This is a genomic window from Prevotella disiens (assembly GCF_900454955.1).
GTDB lineage: Bacteria > Bacteroidota > Bacteroidia > Bacteroidales > Bacteroidaceae > Prevotella > Prevotella disiens.
In genome coordinates, this window is sequence record NZ_UGTL01000002.1 from 207942 (window position 1) to 225498 (window position 17557).

General features: G+C 40.6%; 20 protein-coding genes. 16 read left to right on the forward strand and 4 right to left on the reverse strand.

Features of this window, described 5'->3' with window-relative positions; genetic code table 11:
* Positions 1-50: 50 nt before the first annotated feature.
* The 6 genes from DYI03_RS11330 (at position 51) to DYI03_RS11355 (ending at position 6556) form a co-directional block, all read left to right on the forward strand.
* A complete protein-coding gene (locus DYI03_RS11330; protein ID WP_004355373.1) occupies positions 51-338 on the forward strand; it encodes an HU family DNA-binding protein in 288 nt (95 codons plus the stop codon).
* The gene (locus DYI03_RS11335; RefSeq protein ID WP_021669542.1) at positions 338-1564 is read left to right on the forward strand and encodes an HU family DNA-binding protein; all 1227 of its coding nucleotides are present in this window, start codon (positions 338-340) and stop codon (positions 1562-1564) included. Before DYI03_RS11330 ends, DYI03_RS11335 begins: the two co-directional genes overlap by 1 nt.
* Before the next feature lie 239 nt (positions 1565-1803).
* The gene (locus DYI03_RS11340) at positions 1804-3426 is read left to right on the forward strand and encodes an ABC-F family ATP-binding cassette domain-containing protein (protein ID WP_021669541.1); all 1623 of its coding nucleotides are present in this window, start codon (positions 1804-1806) and stop codon (positions 3424-3426) included.
* Between the two features lie 86 nt (positions 3427-3512).
* Positions 3513-4091: a nucleotide exchange factor GrpE gene (locus tag DYI03_RS11345; protein ID WP_021669540.1), complete on the forward strand. Its 579-nt coding sequence runs from the start codon at positions 3513-3515 to the stop codon at positions 4089-4091.
* 7 nt (positions 4092-4098) lie between these two features.
* Positions 4099-5256, forward strand: a complete 1158-nt coding sequence (dnaJ, locus tag DYI03_RS11350; protein WP_021669539.1) for a molecular chaperone DnaJ — start codon at positions 4099-4101, stop codon at positions 5254-5256.
* 22 nt (positions 5257-5278) lie between these two features.
* A complete protein-coding gene (locus DYI03_RS11355; protein ID WP_021669538.1) occupies positions 5279-6556 on the forward strand; it encodes a bifunctional folylpolyglutamate synthase/dihydrofolate synthase in 1278 nt (425 codons plus the stop codon).
* Positions 6557-6814: 258 nt separating this feature from the next.
* Here the strand turns inward: DYI03_RS11355 and DYI03_RS11360 are convergent, their stop codons facing one another.
* Positions 6815-8266: an aminoacyl-histidine dipeptidase gene (locus DYI03_RS11360; RefSeq protein WP_021669537.1), complete on the reverse strand. Its 1452-nt coding sequence runs from the start codon at positions 8264-8266 to the stop codon at positions 6815-6817.
* 76 nt (positions 8267-8342) lie between these two features.
* Here DYI03_RS11360 and DYI03_RS11365 point away from each other — a divergent pair, with 76 nt between their 5' ends.
* On the forward strand, positions 8343-8537 hold the full coding sequence (locus DYI03_RS11365) for a hypothetical protein (RefSeq protein WP_004355328.1): 195 nt from the start codon (positions 8343-8345) through the stop codon (positions 8535-8537).
* Between the two features lie 33 nt (positions 8538-8570).
* Complete coding sequence (locus tag DYI03_RS11370) at positions 8571-9164, forward strand: OmpH/Skp family outer membrane protein (RefSeq protein WP_021669536.1); 594 nt, start codon at positions 8571-8573, stop codon at positions 9162-9164.
* Positions 9165-9572: 408 nt separating this feature from the next.
* On the opposite strand, the gene DYI03_RS11375 is transcribed toward DYI03_RS11370, so the two are convergent.
* Complete coding sequence (locus DYI03_RS11375; RefSeq protein ID WP_004355447.1) at positions 9573-10550, reverse strand: GNAT family N-acetyltransferase; 978 nt, start codon at positions 10548-10550, stop codon at positions 9573-9575.
* A 135-nt stretch (positions 10551-10685) separates the two neighbouring features.
* On the opposite strand from DYI03_RS11375, the gene DYI03_RS11380 reads away from it, so the two are divergent.
* From DYI03_RS11380 to DYI03_RS11395, 4 genes are read left to right on the forward strand one after another with little or no spacing between them, the layout of a single operon-like run.
* Positions 10686-11465 carry a Rossmann-like and DUF2520 domain-containing protein gene (locus tag DYI03_RS11380; RefSeq protein ID WP_025064585.1) on the forward strand — a complete coding sequence of 260 codons (780 nt, stop codon included), beginning with the start codon at positions 10686-10688 and terminating at the stop codon, positions 11463-11465.
* A 29-nt stretch (positions 11466-11494) separates the two neighbouring features.
* Complete coding sequence (locus DYI03_RS11385; RefSeq protein WP_004355466.1) at positions 11495-12013, forward strand: KdsC family phosphatase; 519 nt, start codon at positions 11495-11497, stop codon at positions 12011-12013.
* Positions 12014-12037: 24 nt separating this feature from the next.
* On the forward strand, positions 12038-12613 hold the full coding sequence (locus DYI03_RS11390; RefSeq protein ID WP_021669532.1) for a Maf-like protein: 576 nt from the start codon (positions 12038-12040) through the stop codon (positions 12611-12613).
* Positions 12614-12646: 33 nt separating this feature from the next.
* Positions 12647-13153, forward strand: a complete 507-nt coding sequence (locus DYI03_RS11395) for a gamma carbonic anhydrase family protein (protein WP_004355181.1) — start codon at positions 12647-12649, stop codon at positions 13151-13153.
* A gap of 178 nt (positions 13154-13331) precedes the next feature.
* Here DYI03_RS11395 and panB read toward each other — a convergent pair whose 3' ends face one another.
* Positions 13332-14150 (reverse strand): 3-methyl-2-oxobutanoate hydroxymethyltransferase, encoded by an 819-nt coding sequence (gene panB / locus DYI03_RS11400; protein ID WP_021669531.1) that lies wholly within the window; start codon positions 14148-14150, stop codon positions 13332-13334.
* 24 nt (positions 14151-14174) lie between these two features.
* The gene (locus DYI03_RS11405) at positions 14175-14795 is read right to left on the reverse strand and encodes an HAD family hydrolase (RefSeq protein WP_021669530.1); all 621 of its coding nucleotides are present in this window, start codon (positions 14793-14795) and stop codon (positions 14175-14177) included.
* Between the two features lie 122 nt (positions 14796-14917).
* Here DYI03_RS11405 and DYI03_RS11410 point away from each other — a divergent pair, with 122 nt between their 5' ends.
* The 4 genes from DYI03_RS11410 to ruvC are packed head-to-tail and all read left to right on the forward strand — an operon-like array spanning position 14918 to position 17514.
* The gene (locus tag DYI03_RS11410; RefSeq protein ID WP_004355334.1) at positions 14918-15616 is read left to right on the forward strand and encodes a DUF3298 domain-containing protein; all 699 of its coding nucleotides are present in this window, start codon (positions 14918-14920) and stop codon (positions 15614-15616) included.
* A gap of 13 nt (positions 15617-15629) precedes the next feature.
* On the forward strand, positions 15630-16256 hold the full coding sequence (rsmG, locus tag DYI03_RS11415) for a 16S rRNA (guanine(527)-N(7))-methyltransferase RsmG (protein ID WP_021669528.1): 627 nt from the start codon (positions 15630-15632) through the stop codon (positions 16254-16256).
* 32 nt (positions 16257-16288) lie between these two features.
* Positions 16289-16933 (forward strand): MBL fold metallo-hydrolase, encoded by a 645-nt coding sequence (locus tag DYI03_RS11420; protein WP_004355297.1) that lies wholly within the window; start codon positions 16289-16291, stop codon positions 16931-16933.
* A gap of 2 nt (positions 16934-16935) precedes the next feature.
* Positions 16936-17514 carry a crossover junction endodeoxyribonuclease RuvC gene (ruvC, locus tag DYI03_RS11425; protein ID WP_021669527.1) on the forward strand — a complete coding sequence of 193 codons (579 nt, stop codon included), beginning with the start codon at positions 16936-16938 and terminating at the stop codon, positions 17512-17514.
* Positions 17515-17557: the final 43 nt, after the last annotated feature.

The following is a 17557-nucleotide window of genomic DNA, read 5'->3' on the forward strand; positions in this document are numbered from 1 at the left end:
TAAAGTACTACGATAACAATTAGTATAAACGCAAAAGTAAATCCCAAGATATGAACAATAAAGAATTCATAGCCGCATTAGCAAATAAGACAGGTCGCACGCAAGACGAAACGGAAAAGCTTGTGAAAACAGCCTTGCAAGCAATGGGAGATAATTTTGAATCGGGCGAACCTTTCTTGGTTTCGGGCTTTGGAGCTTTTGAAGTAAAAAAAAGAATGGAACGTATCATGGTCAATCCTGGTACGGGACAGCGCATGTTAGTGCCACCAAAATTGGTTTTAGGCTTCCGTGCTACTCAGTCTGTCAAGGAAAAACTGAAGAAAGGAGGGGCTGAATAATGGCAAAAACAGCATTACAATTGGTGGCTGATGCAGTTGCAAAAAAGCACAAACTAACCATAAAAGAGTCGGAAAAGTTTGTCAGTCAGCTCTTTGAAGTCATTCAAGAAGGGTTGCACGAAGACAAAATAGCAAAGGTAAAGGGACTTGGAACTTTCAAAGTGCAAGCCGTAAAGCCTCGTGAAAGCATCAATGTGAATACGGGCGAGCGTGTACTAATTGCAGGACACGATAAGGTTTCGTTCACTCCAGATGCTGCGATGAAAGAGCTTGTCAATAAGCCTTTTGCGCAATTTGAAACCGTTGTGTTGAACGATGGGGTAGACTTCGATAACGAAGAGGTGGCAGAAAATGCTGAAAACCAATCGGTTGAAGAGGAAAACACGCTTGAAAAAGTGTCTGAAACTGCAACTCCGCTCACTGAAAAGGCTGCGGAAAAAAGCGAAAATATTGTAGAAAAATCGGTAAAAACAGAGGAAAATAACGCCAAAATAGAACGAAAAGAAGAGCAAAATACTGCTAAAAAAGTTGAAAATCCAACGCCGCCAACTCACGCGACACCTATTCCTCGCCCAGAACAAGAGCAAGTTGAGCAGCCCAAAGCAGTAGAGCAGGGGACACAATCGGTTGAAAAGGAAGAAAAGTCTACTGAAAAACAGTTCGAGAAAGCTGAACATAAAACGCAAACCTTTGAAAATGAGGCTGAAACAACTGATGATTTAGAGAACGAGCCAACCAATTCCAACAAAAAATGGTGGATAATAGTAGCCATTTTAGCGATTGTTGTACTCGCATTTTTCGGCTATCAATACGGCAAAGATTGTGCATTACGTGACAATATTCTTGCATCTTTTCAAGAAAAAACGGCGCAAAAACCTGCTGAAAAACCGAGTCAAACTGCAAAGAAAGTCAAAGCAACTGCGCCAATTGCTCCTAAAAAAGCAGATAAAAAAGCAGCTGCACAAGCCCCACAACCTGTTGAAACCAACGAATTTAAGCAGCTGAGTGCTGACAGACGCATTCGATATGGCGCATACGATATTGTAGGAATTGAAAAAGTGGTAGTATTAAAGAAAGGTCAAACCATGGAGTCGTATAGTCGAAAAACGTTGGGTCCCGATATGGTTGGCTATTTCCAAGTGCTGAACAATGCCGAAACCATGTCTGAAGGCGACACCATGAAAATTCCAAAAGTAAAACTTCGCCCAGAATATATCGGCAAGTAAAAATATCAAGATTGCTTTAAAAATCAAAACAGGCTCTTTTGCGGTTCAAAACCTATTGTTTTGCCAACCAAAAGAGCCTATTTTGATAAATGAAACCTATTTTATAAACTAATGATAGTTATGATAAATAGGGCAAATTAATAATTTATTCTTGTTCACTCCTATCCATTTGTTTTTGGCAGAACCACATTATTATTGTACCTTTGCACGCAAAATAGAAATAGGTTTAAAAACAAACAATGATTACACTTTCAAATATTGCAGTTCAGTTCGGCAAAAGAGTTCTGTACAAAGACGTAAATATCAAGTTCACACCAGGTAACATCTACGGCGTTATCGGTGCTAATGGTGCTGGAAAATCAACTTTACTTCGTGCCATTTCAGGCGATTTAGAGCCTAACAAAGGTACGATTACCTTAGGTTCTGGCGAGCGTTTATCGGTTTTGGAGCAGGACCACTTCAAATATGATGAATTTAGAGTAATCGATACAGTCCTTATGGGACACGAACCTTTATGGAAAAACATGAAGGAACGTGAGGAATTATATGCTAAACCTGAAATGACTGAGGAAGATGGCAACCGCGCAGCCGACTTGGAACTGAAGTTTGCTGAGATGAATGGTTGGGAAGCTGACAGCGAAGCAGCACAGCTTTTGCAACACCTTGGCGTGCAAGAAACTGACCACCAGAAGCTTGTTGGTGAATTATCTAATACTCAAAAGGTGCGTGTTATGTTGGCTAAAGCCCTATTTGGTAAGCCTGAAAACCTCCTACTCGATGAGCCTACCAACGACCTTGACCTCGAAACAGTTGAATGGTTGGAAGAATATTTGGGCGAAATTGAGGAGACACAGACTGTGCTTGTCGTATCGCACGACCGCCACTTCCTTGACTCTGTAAGTACGCAAACTATTGATATTGACTTTGGAAAGGTTACTGTTTTTGCAGGTAACTACTCTTTCTGGTACGAAAGTTCTCAATTAGCACTTCGTCAGGCACAAAATCAAAAGATGAAGGCGGAGGAAAAGAAACAACAATTGGAAGAGTTTATTCGTCGTTTCTCTGCCAATGTTGCCAAAAGTAAGCAGACTACATCACGCAAAAAGATGCTTGAAAAGCTTAATGTGGAAGAAATCAGACCATCAAGCCGTAAATATCCAGGCATTATTTTCCAAATGGAACGCGAGCCAGGCAACCAAATTTTGGAAGTAGAAGACCTTAAAGCAGTTGATGCAGACGGCACAGTTTTGTTCGACCATGTAAATTTCAACGTTGAAAAAGAACAAAAAGTTGTGTTCCTTTCACGCAATTCAAAAGCGATGACAGCCCTCTTTAATATTATAAATGGTGAGCGTGAAGCACAAGCAGGCACTTATAATTGGGGTGTTACCATTACAACGGCCTATCTCCCACTCGATAATACAGAATATTTCGACTGCGATATGAATCTCGTAGACTGGCTTTCACAATATGGACCAGGCAACGAAGTGGCTATGAAAGGCTTCTTAGGCAGAATGTTATTCAAGCAAGAAGAAGTGGAAAAGAAAGTAAATGTGCTTTCAGGAGGCGAGAAAATGCGTTGTATGATAGCACGTATGCAGTTGCAAAATGCCAACTGTTTGATACTCGATACCCCTACTAACCACCTCGACCTTGAAAGTATTCAAGCGTTCAACAATAATCTTGTTGGCTTTAAAGGCAATGTTCTTTTCAGTTCACACGACCATGAATTTATTGGAACGGTGGCAAATAGAATCATCGAACTGACTCCTAACGGCACAATTGACAAGTTGATGAGTTACGATGAATACGTTCACGACGAGAAAATTAAGGAGCAACGCAATAAAATGTATGGCGCATAAAATGTCAGCCATGCACTTTTAATCTATTTATTATTTAATTTGGCACGCTATTTGTTCCATTTATATAGTAGATAAAAAACATAATCATGAGCAAAAAGAATAAAAACATAGAACTCGAAGACGAGGAAACAAAGTTGAACGAAGAGGCAATGAACGACGAAACTGCCCAAAATGAAACTTCTGACGATAACGTTGAAACCGATTTTGACAAGGAAACAGAAGGGGAAACAAAGGAAGAAGTGAACGAGGCAGAAGAATGGAAAGACAAATATATCCGCCTTTTTGCTGAATTTGAAAACTATAAGAAGCGCACTTTAAAGGAAAAGACAGAACTAATCCTTAATGGTGGCGAAAAAACCATTACAGCAATTCTCCCTATTCTTGACGATTTTGAACGTGCTATTGCCGACAACACAGAAGATGTCGCAGCTATCAAAGAAGGCTTTGACCTTATTTTCAAGAAGTTTTTAAAGACCTTGGAAGGCATCGGAGTGAGCAAAATTGATACTGAGGACAAGGATTTCAATGTCGATTTCCACGAAGCTATCGCCATGGTTCCAGGCATGGGCGACGATAAAAAAGGAAAAATTATAGATTGTGTGCAAACGGGTTACATGCTCAACGATAAGGTTATACGTCACGCAAAGGTTGCAGTAGGACAATAATAGAACAATGGCAAAAAGAGATTACTACGAAGTATTAGGCATTGATAAGAATGCTTCGGACGACGAAATAAAGAAGGCGTACAGAAAACTCGCCATAAAGTATCACCCAGATAGAAACCCTGACGATGCAAATGCAGAAGAAAAATTCAAAGAAGCTGCTGAAGCATACAGCGTTTTAAACGACCCACAGAAGCGACAACAGTACGACCAATTTGGTTTTGATGCTCCTAATTTCGGTGGCGGCAATCCTTTTGGCGATGGTGGTTTCTCTATGGACGATATTTTCTCTATGTTCGGCGATGTATTTGGCGGACATGGAGGCGGTGGCTTTGGAGGTTTTGGCGGTGGAAGCCGACAAGCTCCTAAATATAAAGGTGCCGATTTGCGTTTGAAAGTAAAACTTTCATTGCAAGAAGTAGCCACAGGCGTTACCAAAAAGTTTAAAGTTCGCAAAGATGTTGTGTGTGAACATTGCCATGGAACAGGCGCAGAAAGCGGTAGCGGCGTAGAAACTTGCCCAAATTGTCATGGTAGTGGTATGGAAATTCGTACCCAACAAAGCATCTTTGGTATGATGCAAACCCAGACAACTTGTCATGTTTGTGGCGGAGAAGGCAAAGTTATTAAAAACAAATGTACACATTGCGGTGGAGATGGCGTTGTAAAAGGCGAAGAAGTTGTGGAAATCAACATTCCAGCAGGTGTAGCTGAAGGCATGGTTGTCAATGTTCCAAACAAAGGAAACGCAGGAAAACACAACGGAATTACAGGCAATATTCAAGTGTACATTGAGGAAGAAGAGAACGAAACCTTTATTCGCGACGGACAAAATGTTATCTATAACTTGTTGCTCGACTTCCCTACTGCTGTGCTCGGTGGTCAAGTTGATATTCCAACCATTGACGGTGGTGCGGTAAAAATAAAGATTGAACCTGGGACACAACCAGGAAAGATACTCCGTTTGAAAGGAAAAGGCTTGCCAGCCGTACAAGGTTATGGTCGTGGAATGGGCGAATTGATTGTTCAAATCAGTGTTTACGTTCCAAAAACACTATCAAAAACAGAACGAAAAGCAATAGAAGAATTTCAAGAAAGCGACAATTTCAAAGGCGATAGCCATACCAAACGCTCCATTTTTGAAAACTTCAAAAAACTATTTAGCTAATCTTTCTTAGCTTAAAAGGTATATGACTTACGAAGAAACAATAGAATATTTATTCAATAGCACCCCTGTTTTTGAACATGTGGGTGCTTCTGCTTATAAAGAAGGACTCTCTACAACGCTTGCGTTAGACGAATATTTCGGACACCCGCACCAGAATTTCCGCTCCATTCATATTGGTGGCACGAACGGAAAAGGCTCTTGTTCGCATACATTAGCTTCTATTTTGCAAGCCGACGGCTACAAAGTGGGACTTTATACCAGTCCTCACCTTGTTGATTTCCGCGAACGAATCAGAGTAAATGGCGAAACGATTTCCGAACAATATGTGATAGACTTCACCGAAGAGCATCGCAAATTTTTCGAACCCCTTCACCCGTCTTTCTTTGAACTAACTACGGCAATGGCTTTCAAATACTTTGCCGAACAAAAAGTAGACTTTGCCATTATAGAAGTGGGGCTTGGAGGGCGTTTAGATTGTACAAATATCATCAATCCCCTACTCTCCATTATTACAAACATTTCGTTAGACCACACGCAATTCCTTGGCGATACACTGCCAAAGATAGCTTTCGAGAAAGCAGGCATCATCAAACAAGGCACACCCGTAGTCATAGGCGAGGCTAACCCAGACACGCGTGTCGTTTTTGAAGCCAAAGCGCAAGAAATGGACGCCATGATTGTCTTCGCAGAAGATATGCCAATGGTCGAGTCTGCCCGTGCTTTGCCAACAGTAGGACGCCGATATGAAACACGATTGTTCGGCACAATTGAAGGCGAATTAGGGGGTATTTATCAAGACAAGAATACCAATACGCTTTTAACAGCAGTGATGCAATTGTATAATAATCAGATTATTAGAAATATAGACAGCGTGTCTAAAGGCTTTGCAACGGTTACAAAATCAACAGGACTAATGGGGCGTTGGCAGCAAATGCAAACAAATCCGAAGGTCGTTTGCGATACTGGGCACAACAAAGCAGGTTGGATAGACCTTTCAAAGCAAATTAAAAGCCAATCATACAAAACATTGCGCATCGTTTTTGGCATGGTAGACGATAAGGATATTCACGCTATCATGTCGATGTTGCCCGATGATGCCGTTTACTATTGGACACAACCAAGTACAAAGCGTGCCTTCCCAGTTGAAAAAATCGCCTCGGTTGGAGCCGAAAATGGTTTGCATGGTCGTCTATTTACCTCTGTAAAAGCAGCTTACGAAGCAGCTTTAGCAGATGCTAATCCCGATGATTTCATCTTTATAGGTGGTTCAAGTTATGTCGTAGCCGACTTTTTGAGTTGATTTGGCTCAAAATAACATTTCCTTAAAACGAACAATACCTATTTGAAGTTTATTGTTTTATTAACGTAATAGGCTGTTTTTCGCACCAAAACAGCCTATTTTATGCTCCAAAACAGTGGGTTTTGCAAAAAAAATAGAAAGTGATTCACATCACTTTCTATTTTTATTTAATAAGTTTATGTGATTCTCATCACTTCTTATCAGTTTACTAAAAAGTAATTATAAAAAAATTAACATTAATGAAATCTTTATTTCTTTTTACTTAATATTCTTCAAGATTGCCAATAAGTGATCCCAAACCATTTGAGCAGTAGGAATCAACAAACGCTCCTCTGGTGTGTGAACGAAGCGGAGGGTTGGTCCAACGCTCATCATGTCTACATTTGGATATTTTTCAGAAATCAAACCACATTCAAGACCAGCGTGAATACCTAATACTTCAGGCTCTTTGTTGAAAAGTTTCTTGTATTCTGCAACCGCTACATCAACGAGCTTAGAGTTTGGATTCATCTTCCAACCAGGATATTGGTCATGTTGATTTACTTCAGCACCAGCCATTTCGAAGCAAGCCTTGATAGTGTTTGCCATGTTGGTCAATGCACTTGGCACGTTAGAACGTTGTGAAGCAATAACTGTGATAACCTCTTCTTCTGTTTTTACCACAGCCACATTGCTTGAAGTTTCTACCATATAAGCAATAACTTCGTCTTGGCAATTGGTCAAAGGACCATTGTCTACCGCTTGAATAGCCATGATGAGGTGGCGACCAACTTCCTTTTCTACTACTGGGCGAGCCTCTTTGCTCTCGATGCTGAATACGCCATTAGGGTCAGAAACGTGGTATTCTTCTTCGATTCCCTTTGTGAAGATGTTCCAATCTGCCATAACATTTTCCTTTTCAGCAGCAGGAACAGCAAACAAAACCTTGCCATCACGAGGGATAGCGTTGTCCATTTTACCTGAATTCCACTCAACAAGGCGCAAGTCCATCTTGCTTTGCTCCATGTAAAGGAAACGTCCTAACACCTTGATAGCATTCGCACGCTTCTTGTTAATATCATCACCAGAGTGTCCACCGATGAATCCTTTCACGCTTGCTTCCATGAAAAAGTAACCCGCAGGAGCTTCTTCACGCTTATATTTAAATAGGTTGTCGGTTGTAACACCACCCGCACAACTTACGAAAATTTGTCCTTCATCTTCCGAATCAAGGTTGATAAGATACTTACCTGTCAGCCAATTAGGCTCTAAACCAAACGCTCCAGTGAGTCCTGTTTCCTCGTCTACTGTGAAAAGACATTCTATTTTTCCGTGTTCAATATCGTCAGAATCAAGTATAGCCAATTCGTAAGCAACACCGATACCATCGTCAGCACCAAGCGTTGTACCCTTTGCGGTAAGCCATTCTCCATCTACATAAGTTTGAATAGGGTCGTTATAGAAATCGAAATCAACGTCCACCAACTTGTCGCACACCATATCTATATGGCTTTGGAGAATAATTGTAGGAGCGTTTTCCATGCCTTTTGTTGCAGATTTGGTAATGAGAACGTTACCAGTCTTATCTACTTTTGTTTCCAAGTTGTGGCTTTTACCAAACTCTTTAAGAAATTCTATCATTTTTTCCTCATGTTTTGAAGGGCGAGGAATCTGATTAATTTTTGCGAATTGCTCGAAAACACGAGCAGGTTTTAATTCCATGTTTGTCATTTTTAATAGTATTTTTTTTTGATATATTCTTGATTTGTGTTACCTTTGCAAAAATATAAATGCAAAGATACGAAAAATGGTTAAGACTTTATTGTTGAGTGTGTTAATAATTGCTATTGCGATACTCTTGTTATCGGTCAGAGTAATCTTTAAGAAAGGCGGAACCTTTCAGTCGCAGCACATTCACGACAACAAGCATTTGCGTAAGAAAGGAATCCATTGCGTTATCGACCAAGATAAAGAGGCGCGTACAGCCAACAAAGCATATTAAACGATTATTAATAAAAAAAAGATAAATATAAAAATGAAAAAGACTCTTACTGCTATGGCTATCGTAGCCGTTGCTTTTAGCATCATGTCATGCAACAAACAGCCAAAGCAAAATGACACAAAGGAAAGCCCTGTACCAGCAGAAGCAACTCCTGCAAAAGGCGAACAACAGATAGCATACGTGGAAATTGACTCTATCATGAGCCAATACACCTATTGGAAAGAAGTAACAAAGATTCTTGAAGCAAAAGAAAAAAACATTCAAAAGACTTTAGGAGGCAAACAACAGCAAATTCAACAAGCTGCTGCAAACTTCCAACAGAATATTCAAGCCAACAAATACACTCAACAACAGGCTGAACAAATACAAGCTGGCATACAAAAGCAAGCTGCTGACGCTGAAGCATTGCGCCAAAGATTAGGCACAGAGTATCAAAAGGAAGTTACAAAATACAACAAAGCACTTTCTGACAGCGTTCACAACTACTTGAAAGAATACAACAAAGATGGGAAATACACTATGATTCTTGCAAAAAGTGGCGACAATATCCTTTACGCAGCCCCTTCTGCAAACATCACAAGCGAAGTTGTAAAAGGCATGAACAAGGCTTACAAAGGCATGAAATAAGCGTTTCTGAAAGAAAAAGAAGAAATAAAAATAGTTTTTTTGTAAAGTTTGAAAGGGGATTCACCAGTGGGTGATTCCTCTTTCTTGTTTGTCTGTAAATGTTTGAGTTTGCCTTTATGAAGCATTACAAGGCTTAGTTGGGAAAAAAGTGGGATTTGGATTTCTATCTTTTGTTAATTAGGACTGCTTGTAGTTGCCTTGTAGGGGCGGAATTTATTCCGTTCCTCATAAACTTGTATCATGTTACTATCAATTAAAAAGTTATTTTTTAGTTATGAGGAACGGAATAAATTTCGCCCCTACAAGGCTTTCATTATTTCGCAAGACTATTTCCAAGTACAAAAGATTAATTTATTTTCGTCTAACTAAGCTTGTAGAAATATCCTCAACCTTTTCCTACTGGGTCCTTTACAAGCGATAATACCAATACATAAGGCTACGTATGAGCGAATTGGAGAAGCGAAACCAACGATAGGAACTCACTTGTTTGCCGCCAAAGCTCAGCATAAAATCACGATAGGGGGAATGTGAGAATGGCAAACCGAGATTCAGAATGTGAATATGGTCTTGCCCACGCTCAAAAGCATCTTGCAAAGCGTGCCAAACCGTTACATAATGGGGGTGATAAAATAGGTAACGTTTGTCCAAAGCGGCATCAAACCATAACATAGATTCTCTCCCCGACTCCACAACAACACTTCCGCCAACAATTTTGTCTTTGTAAGTGGTTACATAAACATGCCCATATTGGCTTGCACCAATCTGTTGGAAAAGTTTTTCAGCTGGTATGTGGCGTTGTTTGCGCAAGATATAATACTTCTTTACTAAGGTATACAACTGGTGAATCTCCTGTTCTCCCACAGCTTCACGCGTAATAAATCCATTGTCATAGGCACGTTGCACACGGTGAAGTACCTTTTCGTTGGCACGTTCTTTGGGTGCTTTGCTGTGGAGCGAGTGGTGTAATTGAATCCAAGGTATGGGTACAAATCCATTTTTGCGCAAGGCTCGATAGCCAAACATCTTCTTTGAGGTATCACTCAATTCTATATGGTAGCAAAAGCGGCGTTTAAGAAAGTGAACTAATGCCGTAAGCATTGCCTCGAAAAGCTCATTTTTTTCTTTAAACTCTATTCCTTTATAATAAGAACCCTCGCCATAAATGCGCGCTCGATGCGTAAAATTAATAAAAAAGATGCGCCTTTTTGTTCGCACTTGGGCTAAAATTTGCCCCAATACCTCGCCTTTTTCATTCGTAGCAATCACCATACACGGCATCACACGAGGGGTTTGTTCCAACATAACGAACAAATCCCGACTATGAAAGAAATTGCCTTCACACAATTTTGGCAAATCTTTGCTCCGCGTTACAATTTGTATTGCCATTCGTTTTTATTCTTTCAGTAGATTATGAAAAGGATTTAAAAAGCACTTTGATAATTGCAAAAATAGTAAATCTTTTCTAAAAAAGCGAGAAACAAATAGCTTTTTATGTATATTTTTGCTAATTTTGTCCGACTTATGAAAATAGTTTTGATAGGAGCAGGCAATCTTGCCACCAATTTAGGACTTGCACTTCATGAAGCAAACCATGATATAGTGCAGGTTTTTAGTCGAACAATGACATCGGCTAAGCTACTTGCGGCTGCAATTGAGAGTGTACCAACCAACGATTTAGACGCAATTACCGACGAAGCCGACCTGTATATTCTTTCAGTAAAGGATAGTATCCTGACTGAAATAATCGATAGAATATGCAAAAATAAGTCGCAAAAAGTCTTTGTACATACGGCTGGCTCAATGCCATTAGATTGTTTTAAGGGGAAAGCGGAGCATTATGGTGTGTTCTACCCGATGCAAACGTTCTCCAAACAAAGGCGTGTAGCGTTCGAAAACATTCCAATTTTCTTGGAAGCAAGCGATGATTTCACTTTGCAAAAGCTCACCGATGTAGCTGAAAGCATTAGCAAAAACGTGCGAAACCTATCAACTGACAAGCGTCGCTATCTTCATTTGGCAGCCGTTTGGGCTTGCAATTATGCCAATCATTGCTACGATATGGCAGCCGAAGTATTGAAAAAAGCCGACCTACCCTTCTCTGTTATGTTGGAATTGACCGACGAAACGGCACGAAAAGTACACGATTTGTCGCCACGAGAAGCCCAAACAGGTCCAGCAATACGATATGATACGAATGTGATAGAGGCGCAAATGGAACTCATGAAGGATATGCCTGAAGCGAAAAAGCTATACGAAGAATTGGCAAAAAGTATTCATGAAACAAGTAAAAAGAAAGTATAACTAAAAGATTAACAAGTGATTGTAACACTATGATAAACTATGATTTAAACAAGATTAAGGCTATTGTGTTTGATGTTGATGGCGTTCTGTCAGCAAACACCGTCCCAATGAACGATGCGGGAGAGCCTATTCGCACCGTGAACATCAAAGATGGCTACGCATTACAGTTGGCTGTAAAGCGTGGTTTGCACATTGCGATTATGACAGGTGGACGAAGTGAATCAATAAAAAAACGCTATCAAGCACTCGGAGTGAAAGATGTATATCTTAATTGTGCCATAAAACTTGATATTTGGAATGCCTATTTAGAGAAAAACGGACTCCGTGAAGACGAGGTTATCTATGTGGGCGACGATATTCCTGACTATCAAATCATGCAACGAGCAGGCTGTGCGTGCTGTCCGAAGGACGCTTGTGCCGACATTAAAGCCATTTCGCTTTACGTTAGCGATTATAATGGTGGCTACGGCGTGGCGCGCGACATCATAGAACAGGTGTTAATGGCACAAAGAAAATGGGAAATGGACACCAAAGCCTTCGGGTGGTAAGCAAAGAAATATTACTAAAATAAAATGAATATCAAGGATTATCACATCATATTGGCAAGCAATTCGCCACGCCGCCGAGAACTTTTGCGAGGTTTAGACCTTGCTTTCGATGTGCGTGTACTGCCCGATATTGCAGAAAATTTCCCCGAAACCATTGAGCCAAAGGACGTTGCTGAATACATCAGTAAGGTGAAAGCAAATGCTTATTTGGACACCATTACCGAGAAAGAACTCGTGCTAACAGCTGACACAGTGGTGATTATAGACCGTGAAATACTCGGAAAACCGCACGATGCAGAGCAAGCCAAAGCCATGTTACACAAGATTAGTGGGCGAAAACATCAAGTTGTTACGGGTGTTTGCCTAACAACGAAGGAACGACAACATAGTTTTTCGGTTTCAACAGATGTTACTTTCAAAGAACTTTCCGATGCTGAAATAAATTATTACGTTGAAACTTACGAACCATTCGATAAGGCTGGTGCATACGGCATACAGGAATGGATTGGTTATGTGGGGGTTACGTCGTTAGAAGGCAGTTACTTTAACGTCATGGGACTGCCTGTTCAGCGCATTTGGACAGAGTTGAATAAATTCTAAAACAGAAAAAACAAACAATAAAACTAAAACATTATGCCGTTAATTTTATCTGCTCGTGGCAAAAAACCACATTGGGGCGAACGCTGTTACATTGCCGAAAATGCCACGTTAGCTGGCGATATTATCATGGGCGACGATTGCTCTGTATGGTTTGGAGCTGTAGTACGCTCTGATGTCGATGCTATTAAAATTGGCAATCGTGCCAATATTCAAGATTTGGCGTGCATTCACCAAACTGCGGGCAGCCCTGTCATCATCGAAGACGATGCAAGCATTGGCCATGCAGCCGTAGTTCATGGTGCAACCATACGCAAAGGTGCGCTTATCGGTATGAATTCCACCATTTTAGACGATGCCATTGTGGGCGAAAACTCCATTGTTGCCGCAGGGGCGGTGGTGGTGAAAGGAACCATTATTCCTCCCAACGAAATTTGGGGCGGTATTCCTGCCAAGCGCATCAAAGCATGTGAGCCAGGACAATCACGCGTTTCAGCCGACCATTATATGTATATCAAAGAGTGGTATGAGGCTGAAAAATAAAAAGCCTAACGCTTTAATTTTCAAAAGAGCCTGTTTTGAACTCCAAAATAGCCTGTTTTGAGTTGCAAAACCTATGGTTTTAAAAAATGATGAAACAAAAAACAAAAGGGAGTCGGTAGTTTTGCGCTACTAACTCCCTTTATTTTTTATTGATATGATTTTGTTTCAGCGAAAAAAATCAATAAGATTCCTGCTCATTTGGGAAACTTTGGTCTTTCACGGCACGCATATAATCGGTTATTCCGTCTGTCATACACTTGTTTACATCGGCGAAATAACGCAAAAATTTAGGTTTAAAACCACGTGTCATGCCCATTGCATCAGCATAAACCAAAACTTGTCCATCGGTACCATTGCCTGCTCCAATACCAATTGTGGGGGCTTTGATGGTTTCAGACACCTTTTTAGCCAACTGACTTGGCACTTTTTCCAATACCAAAGCGCAAACTCCAGCTTCGTCTAATGCCTTCGCATCTTCCAAAAGTTTAGCTGCTTCGGCTTCATTCTTTGCACGCAAACCATAACCGCCAAACTTATGAACACTTTGTGGCGTAAGTCCTAAATGTCCGACAACGGGAATGCCCGCAGCAAGCATTCCTCTAATGGTGTCAAGTATCTCTGTTCCGCCTTCAAGTTTCACAGCATCTGCCCCACTTTCTTTCATGATGCGGATAGCATTGCGCACCCCTTCTTCACGATTTACTTGGTAACTGCCGAACGGCATATCGCAAACAACAAAAGCATGGTTGCAAGCTTTTGCCACCGACTTGGCATGATAAATCATTTCGTCCACCGTTATAGGCAGCGTATCGTTGTTGCCACACATTACGTTCGATGCCGAATCGCCAATCAAAATACTGTCAATTCCTGCTTCATCGAAAATCTTTGCCGTTGTGAAATCGTAGGCAGTAATCTGCGCAATCTTCTCTCCAGCAGCTTTCATGTCGCGCAATGTCGTTGCCGTTATTTTCTTTTTGTCTGTTGATAAATAACCCATTATTTTTAGTTTTTATATCAAATGTTATAGCTGATAGCCAACAAAATTTTCAATTACTTCACTTGTAAAGGCTTGAATGCTTTCCACCGAGTTCGATGTAGCCAGCCCTACAACTCTTGCCTTAGCAGCAACACCTGAACGCAATCCGTTAAAGCTATCCTCGAATACAACACAATCGGTTATTGACACTCCTAATTGGCGTGCAGCCGTGAGGTATGGCTCGGGAGAAGGTTTGCTTTCGGTGAAATCATCAGCGGTAAAAACACGGTCGAAAAGCTGCTTAATATTTGCATGTTGGGCGTAAACATTTTCCATTTTATCATTGTTGGAACTCGTTACTATTGCGGTTTTTACACCGATTTGCTTCAAGTGTTGAACGAAATCCTCCAATCCGTCTATAAATCGATACGGCATTTGTGCTTCATAGGCATAAAGTCGGCGCGTAAGTGATGCTTGCAACGCTTCGTCATTGGGGAAGTAAGCATCATAAATTTCACGGAGTGTTTGCCCCTTTATTTTGTATTCGATTCCCTGTTCGTGGGGGTAATATTCCTTGAAAATATCCCTATAAAATAAGGTGTACAATGGTTCTGTGTCGAAAACCACCCCATCTAAATCGAATAAACACGCTTTTATCATTTTCATTTAATTGTGTAATCGTTGTGCAAAGTTACGAAAGTTTTTTGTAACTTTGTCCCAATTATATGGTAAAGAAGAATTTTATATACTTTTCGGCAGTGGCTGTGGTTTGTTTTTTGGCAAGCTGTATGAGCAAACCCACGAAACCGCAGTTGAACTTGCCTGTTGAAACGGTTCAAGTTGATACAATTATCAGTTTCAACAAGGACGCAGCGTGTAAAATACACATCAATTACGCTTTTTTAAAGGGAAAAGAATATGCCGTAACCAACGATTCGCTGCTTCGTATGGGAACTTTGCAACCTAATTACTTTGCAGCAAGTTACGAGAAACTTACGCCCCAAATCGTAATCCCAGAGATTGCACGCCGCTATGGAAAAGAGTATTTGGAACTCGCACGTTGGTTAAAAGACAGAGAGCGCAATGCTTCACAATTAAATTGGGAACTTTCGATTGACACGAAGATACTCCCTGGCACAGAAAAAAGTGTTATTTACGTTTCAAACATCATGATAAAAACAGGCGAAACGGTTAATAAATACGTTCAATGTTTCAATATTGACCCGAAAACAGGCAAGCAAACAACACTAAAAGACGCCTTTGGCGACGATTACAAAGAGAAACTCGTCAAGGAAATCGTTGAACAAATGGCGAAAGACAATGATTGGGACGATGATAATATAGAGGAGGCACAACGCAAAGGCTACTTTGTGGGCATAGCACCCTACGCTTCACCCAATTTTATGCTCTATTCTGACTCGGTAACGTTTGTGTATAATGCGGGAGAAATCAGTCAAAAGGAAGTAAAAGTAACAATAGATAACTAATTGAATAATAGCAATGATAGAAGTTTTAACTAAATATTTCCCTGAACTTACCAACAAACAGCAAGAGCAATTCGCAGCGCTCTACAATTTATATGTAGATTGGAATTCGAAAATCAATGTTATTTCGCGCAAAGATATTGAGAATTTGTACGAGCATCATGTGCTGCATTCGCTTGCCATTGCCAAGTTTATTAACTTTCAAGACGATACCAATGTACTCGATTTTGGTACAGGTGGCGGTTTCCCAGGCATTCCTTTGGCAATTATGTTTCCCAATGCCAACTTCAAACTCATTGATGGCACAGGTAAAAAAATCAAAGTCGCTAACGAAGTGGCTAACGCAATAGGATTGGAAAATGTGCTTCCACAACACAAACGTGGCGAAGAAGAAAAAGGAAAGTTCGATTTTATTGTTTCAAGAGCTGTTATGCCGTTGCCCGATTTGATGCGTATTGTGCGCAAAAACATAGCAGCTGACAATCATAATGCACTTGAAAATGGCGTCATCGTACTCAAAGGAGGCAACCTGCAAGAGGAGTTACAACCATTTAAAAAGATAGCTGTCATGGAAGAACTTTCTCAATGGTTTTCAGAAGAGTGGTTTAAAGAAAAGAACCTTGTATATGTTCCTCGCATTTAATCGTTTATATAATCTTATTAAACAAAAACAATATGATTAAAATAAAGAAGTTTGTTTGCAACATGATTGAGGAAAACACCTACATTTTGTGGGACGAAACTTCCGAATGTGTCCTCATTGATTGCGGTGCTTACTACCAAGAGGAACGTGATGCAATCGTTCATTTCATCAAAGAGAACAACTTAAAACCTGTTCACTTGCTTGCCACACATGCTCATTTAGACCATAATTTTGGCATTAACACGATAAACGAAGCCTTTGGATTGCAACCTGAGGTGAGCGAAAAAGATGCTCCAGCGCTCGAAACGCTCAAAGAACAGGCGCAAACGCTGTTCGGAATGCAACTTGATTACGATTTCCCACCAGTAGGACATATCTTCGAAGAGGGCGAAACCATAAAATTTGGCAACCACGAACTTACCATTATTCGCACCCCAGGGCATACCCCAGGGGGTGTAACTTTCTATTGTAAAGAAGAAAACATTGCCTTTACGGGCGATACCCTATTCAAAGGTAGCGTGGGTAGAACTGATTTCCCAGGTGGAAGTATGTTTCAGTTGATTAATAGCTTGAGAGAATTATCACAACTTCCAGATAATACAGCGGTTTATGCAGGGCATGGCGAAGCTACAACTATCGGCTATGAGTTGGCTCACAACCCTTATATGGACAGATAAGCATGACACTTTCGCAATCAAAACCTGCTCGCATCATTCTTGGAATAGACCCTGGCACTAACGTGATGGGCTATGGTGTCATTCGAGCAAAAGGCAATAAAGCCGAAATGGTGGTAATGGGCGTTATTGATATGCGTAAGGAGAAAGACCCATACTTGCGATTGGGCAAAATTTTCGAGCGTGTTACGGGCATTATTGAAGAGTATTTGCCTGACGAAATGGCAATTGAAGCACCATTTTTCGGTAAGAATATTCAGTCAATGTTGAAACTTGGACGGGCGCAAGGTGTAGCGATAGCAGCAGCTATTCAGCGCGATGTTCCCATACACGAGTATGCTCCATTAAAAATTAAAATGGCTATTACAGGCAATGGACAAGCCTCTAAAAACCAAGTAGCAGGTATGTTGCAGCGACTTTTACACTTAAAGGACGACGAAATGCCGCAGTTCATGGACGCAACCGATGCACTTGGCGCAGCATATTGCCACTTTTTGCAATCGAATTGCCCCGAAAATGATGCAAAACATTTCTCATCGTGGAAAGATTTTGCACTGAAAAATAAGTCAAGAATATCGAAATAATAAATAAAAAGCGTGTCAGAATATTAAAATAATAGTATCAAAG

Bases quoted from the DNA above. Each gene is read 5' to 3' on its own strand.
- DYI03_RS11360 (WP_021669537.1), bottom strand. From the start codon at position 8,266: ATGACAAACATGGAATTAAAACCTGCTCGTGTTTTCGAGCAATTCGCA.
- DYI03_RS11370 (WP_021669536.1), top strand. From the start codon at position 8,571: ATGAAAAAGACTCTTACTGCTATGGCTATCGTAGCCGTTGCTTTTAGC.
- DYI03_RS11365 (WP_004355328.1), top strand. From the start codon at position 8,343: ATGGTTAAGACTTTATTGTTGAGTGTGTTAATAATTGCTATTGCGATA.
- DYI03_RS11395 (WP_004355181.1), top strand. From the start codon at position 12,647: ATGCCGTTAATTTTATCTGCTCGTGGCAAAAAACCACATTGGGGCGAA.
- dnaJ (WP_021669539.1), top strand. From the start codon at position 4,099: ATGGCAAAAAGAGATTACTACGAAGTATTAGGCATTGATAAGAATGCT.
- rsmG (WP_021669528.1), top strand. From the start codon at position 15,630: ATGATAGAAGTTTTAACTAAATATTTCCCTGAACTTACCAACAAACAG.
- DYI03_RS11330 (WP_004355373.1), top strand. From the start codon at position 51: ATGAACAATAAAGAATTCATAGCCGCATTAGCAAATAAGACAGGTCGC.
- DYI03_RS11405 (WP_021669530.1), bottom strand. From the start codon at position 14,795: ATGAAAATGATAAAAGCGTGTTTATTCGATTTAGATGGGGTGGTTTTC.
- DYI03_RS11390 (WP_021669532.1), top strand. From the start codon at position 12,038: ATGAATATCAAGGATTATCACATCATATTGGCAAGCAATTCGCCACGC.
- panB (WP_021669531.1), bottom strand. From the start codon at position 14,150: ATGGGTTATTTATCAACAGACAAAAAGAAAATAACGGCAACGACATTG.
- DYI03_RS11340 (WP_021669541.1), top strand. From the start codon at position 1,804: ATGATTACACTTTCAAATATTGCAGTTCAGTTCGGCAAAAGAGTTCTG.
- DYI03_RS11410 (WP_004355334.1), top strand. From the start codon at position 14,918: ATGAGCAAACCCACGAAACCGCAGTTGAACTTGCCTGTTGAAACGGTT.
- DYI03_RS11355 (WP_021669538.1), top strand. From the start codon at position 5,279: ATGACTTACGAAGAAACAATAGAATATTTATTCAATAGCACCCCTGTT.
- DYI03_RS11420 (WP_004355297.1), top strand. From the start codon at position 16,289: ATGATTAAAATAAAGAAGTTTGTTTGCAACATGATTGAGGAAAACACC.
- ruvC (WP_021669527.1), top strand. From the start codon at position 16,936: ATGACACTTTCGCAATCAAAACCTGCTCGCATCATTCTTGGAATAGAC.
- DYI03_RS11375 (WP_004355447.1), bottom strand. From the start codon at position 10,550: ATGGCAATACAAATTGTAACGCGGAGCAAAGATTTGCCAAAATTGTGT.
- DYI03_RS11345 (WP_021669540.1), top strand. From the start codon at position 3,513: ATGAGCAAAAAGAATAAAAACATAGAACTCGAAGACGAGGAAACAAAG.
- DYI03_RS11385 (WP_004355466.1), top strand. From the start codon at position 11,495: ATGATAAACTATGATTTAAACAAGATTAAGGCTATTGTGTTTGATGTT.
- DYI03_RS11335 (WP_021669542.1), top strand. From the start codon at position 338: ATGGCAAAAACAGCATTACAATTGGTGGCTGATGCAGTTGCAAAAAAG.
- DYI03_RS11380 (WP_025064585.1), top strand. From the start codon at position 10,686: ATGAAAATAGTTTTGATAGGAGCAGGCAATCTTGCCACCAATTTAGGA.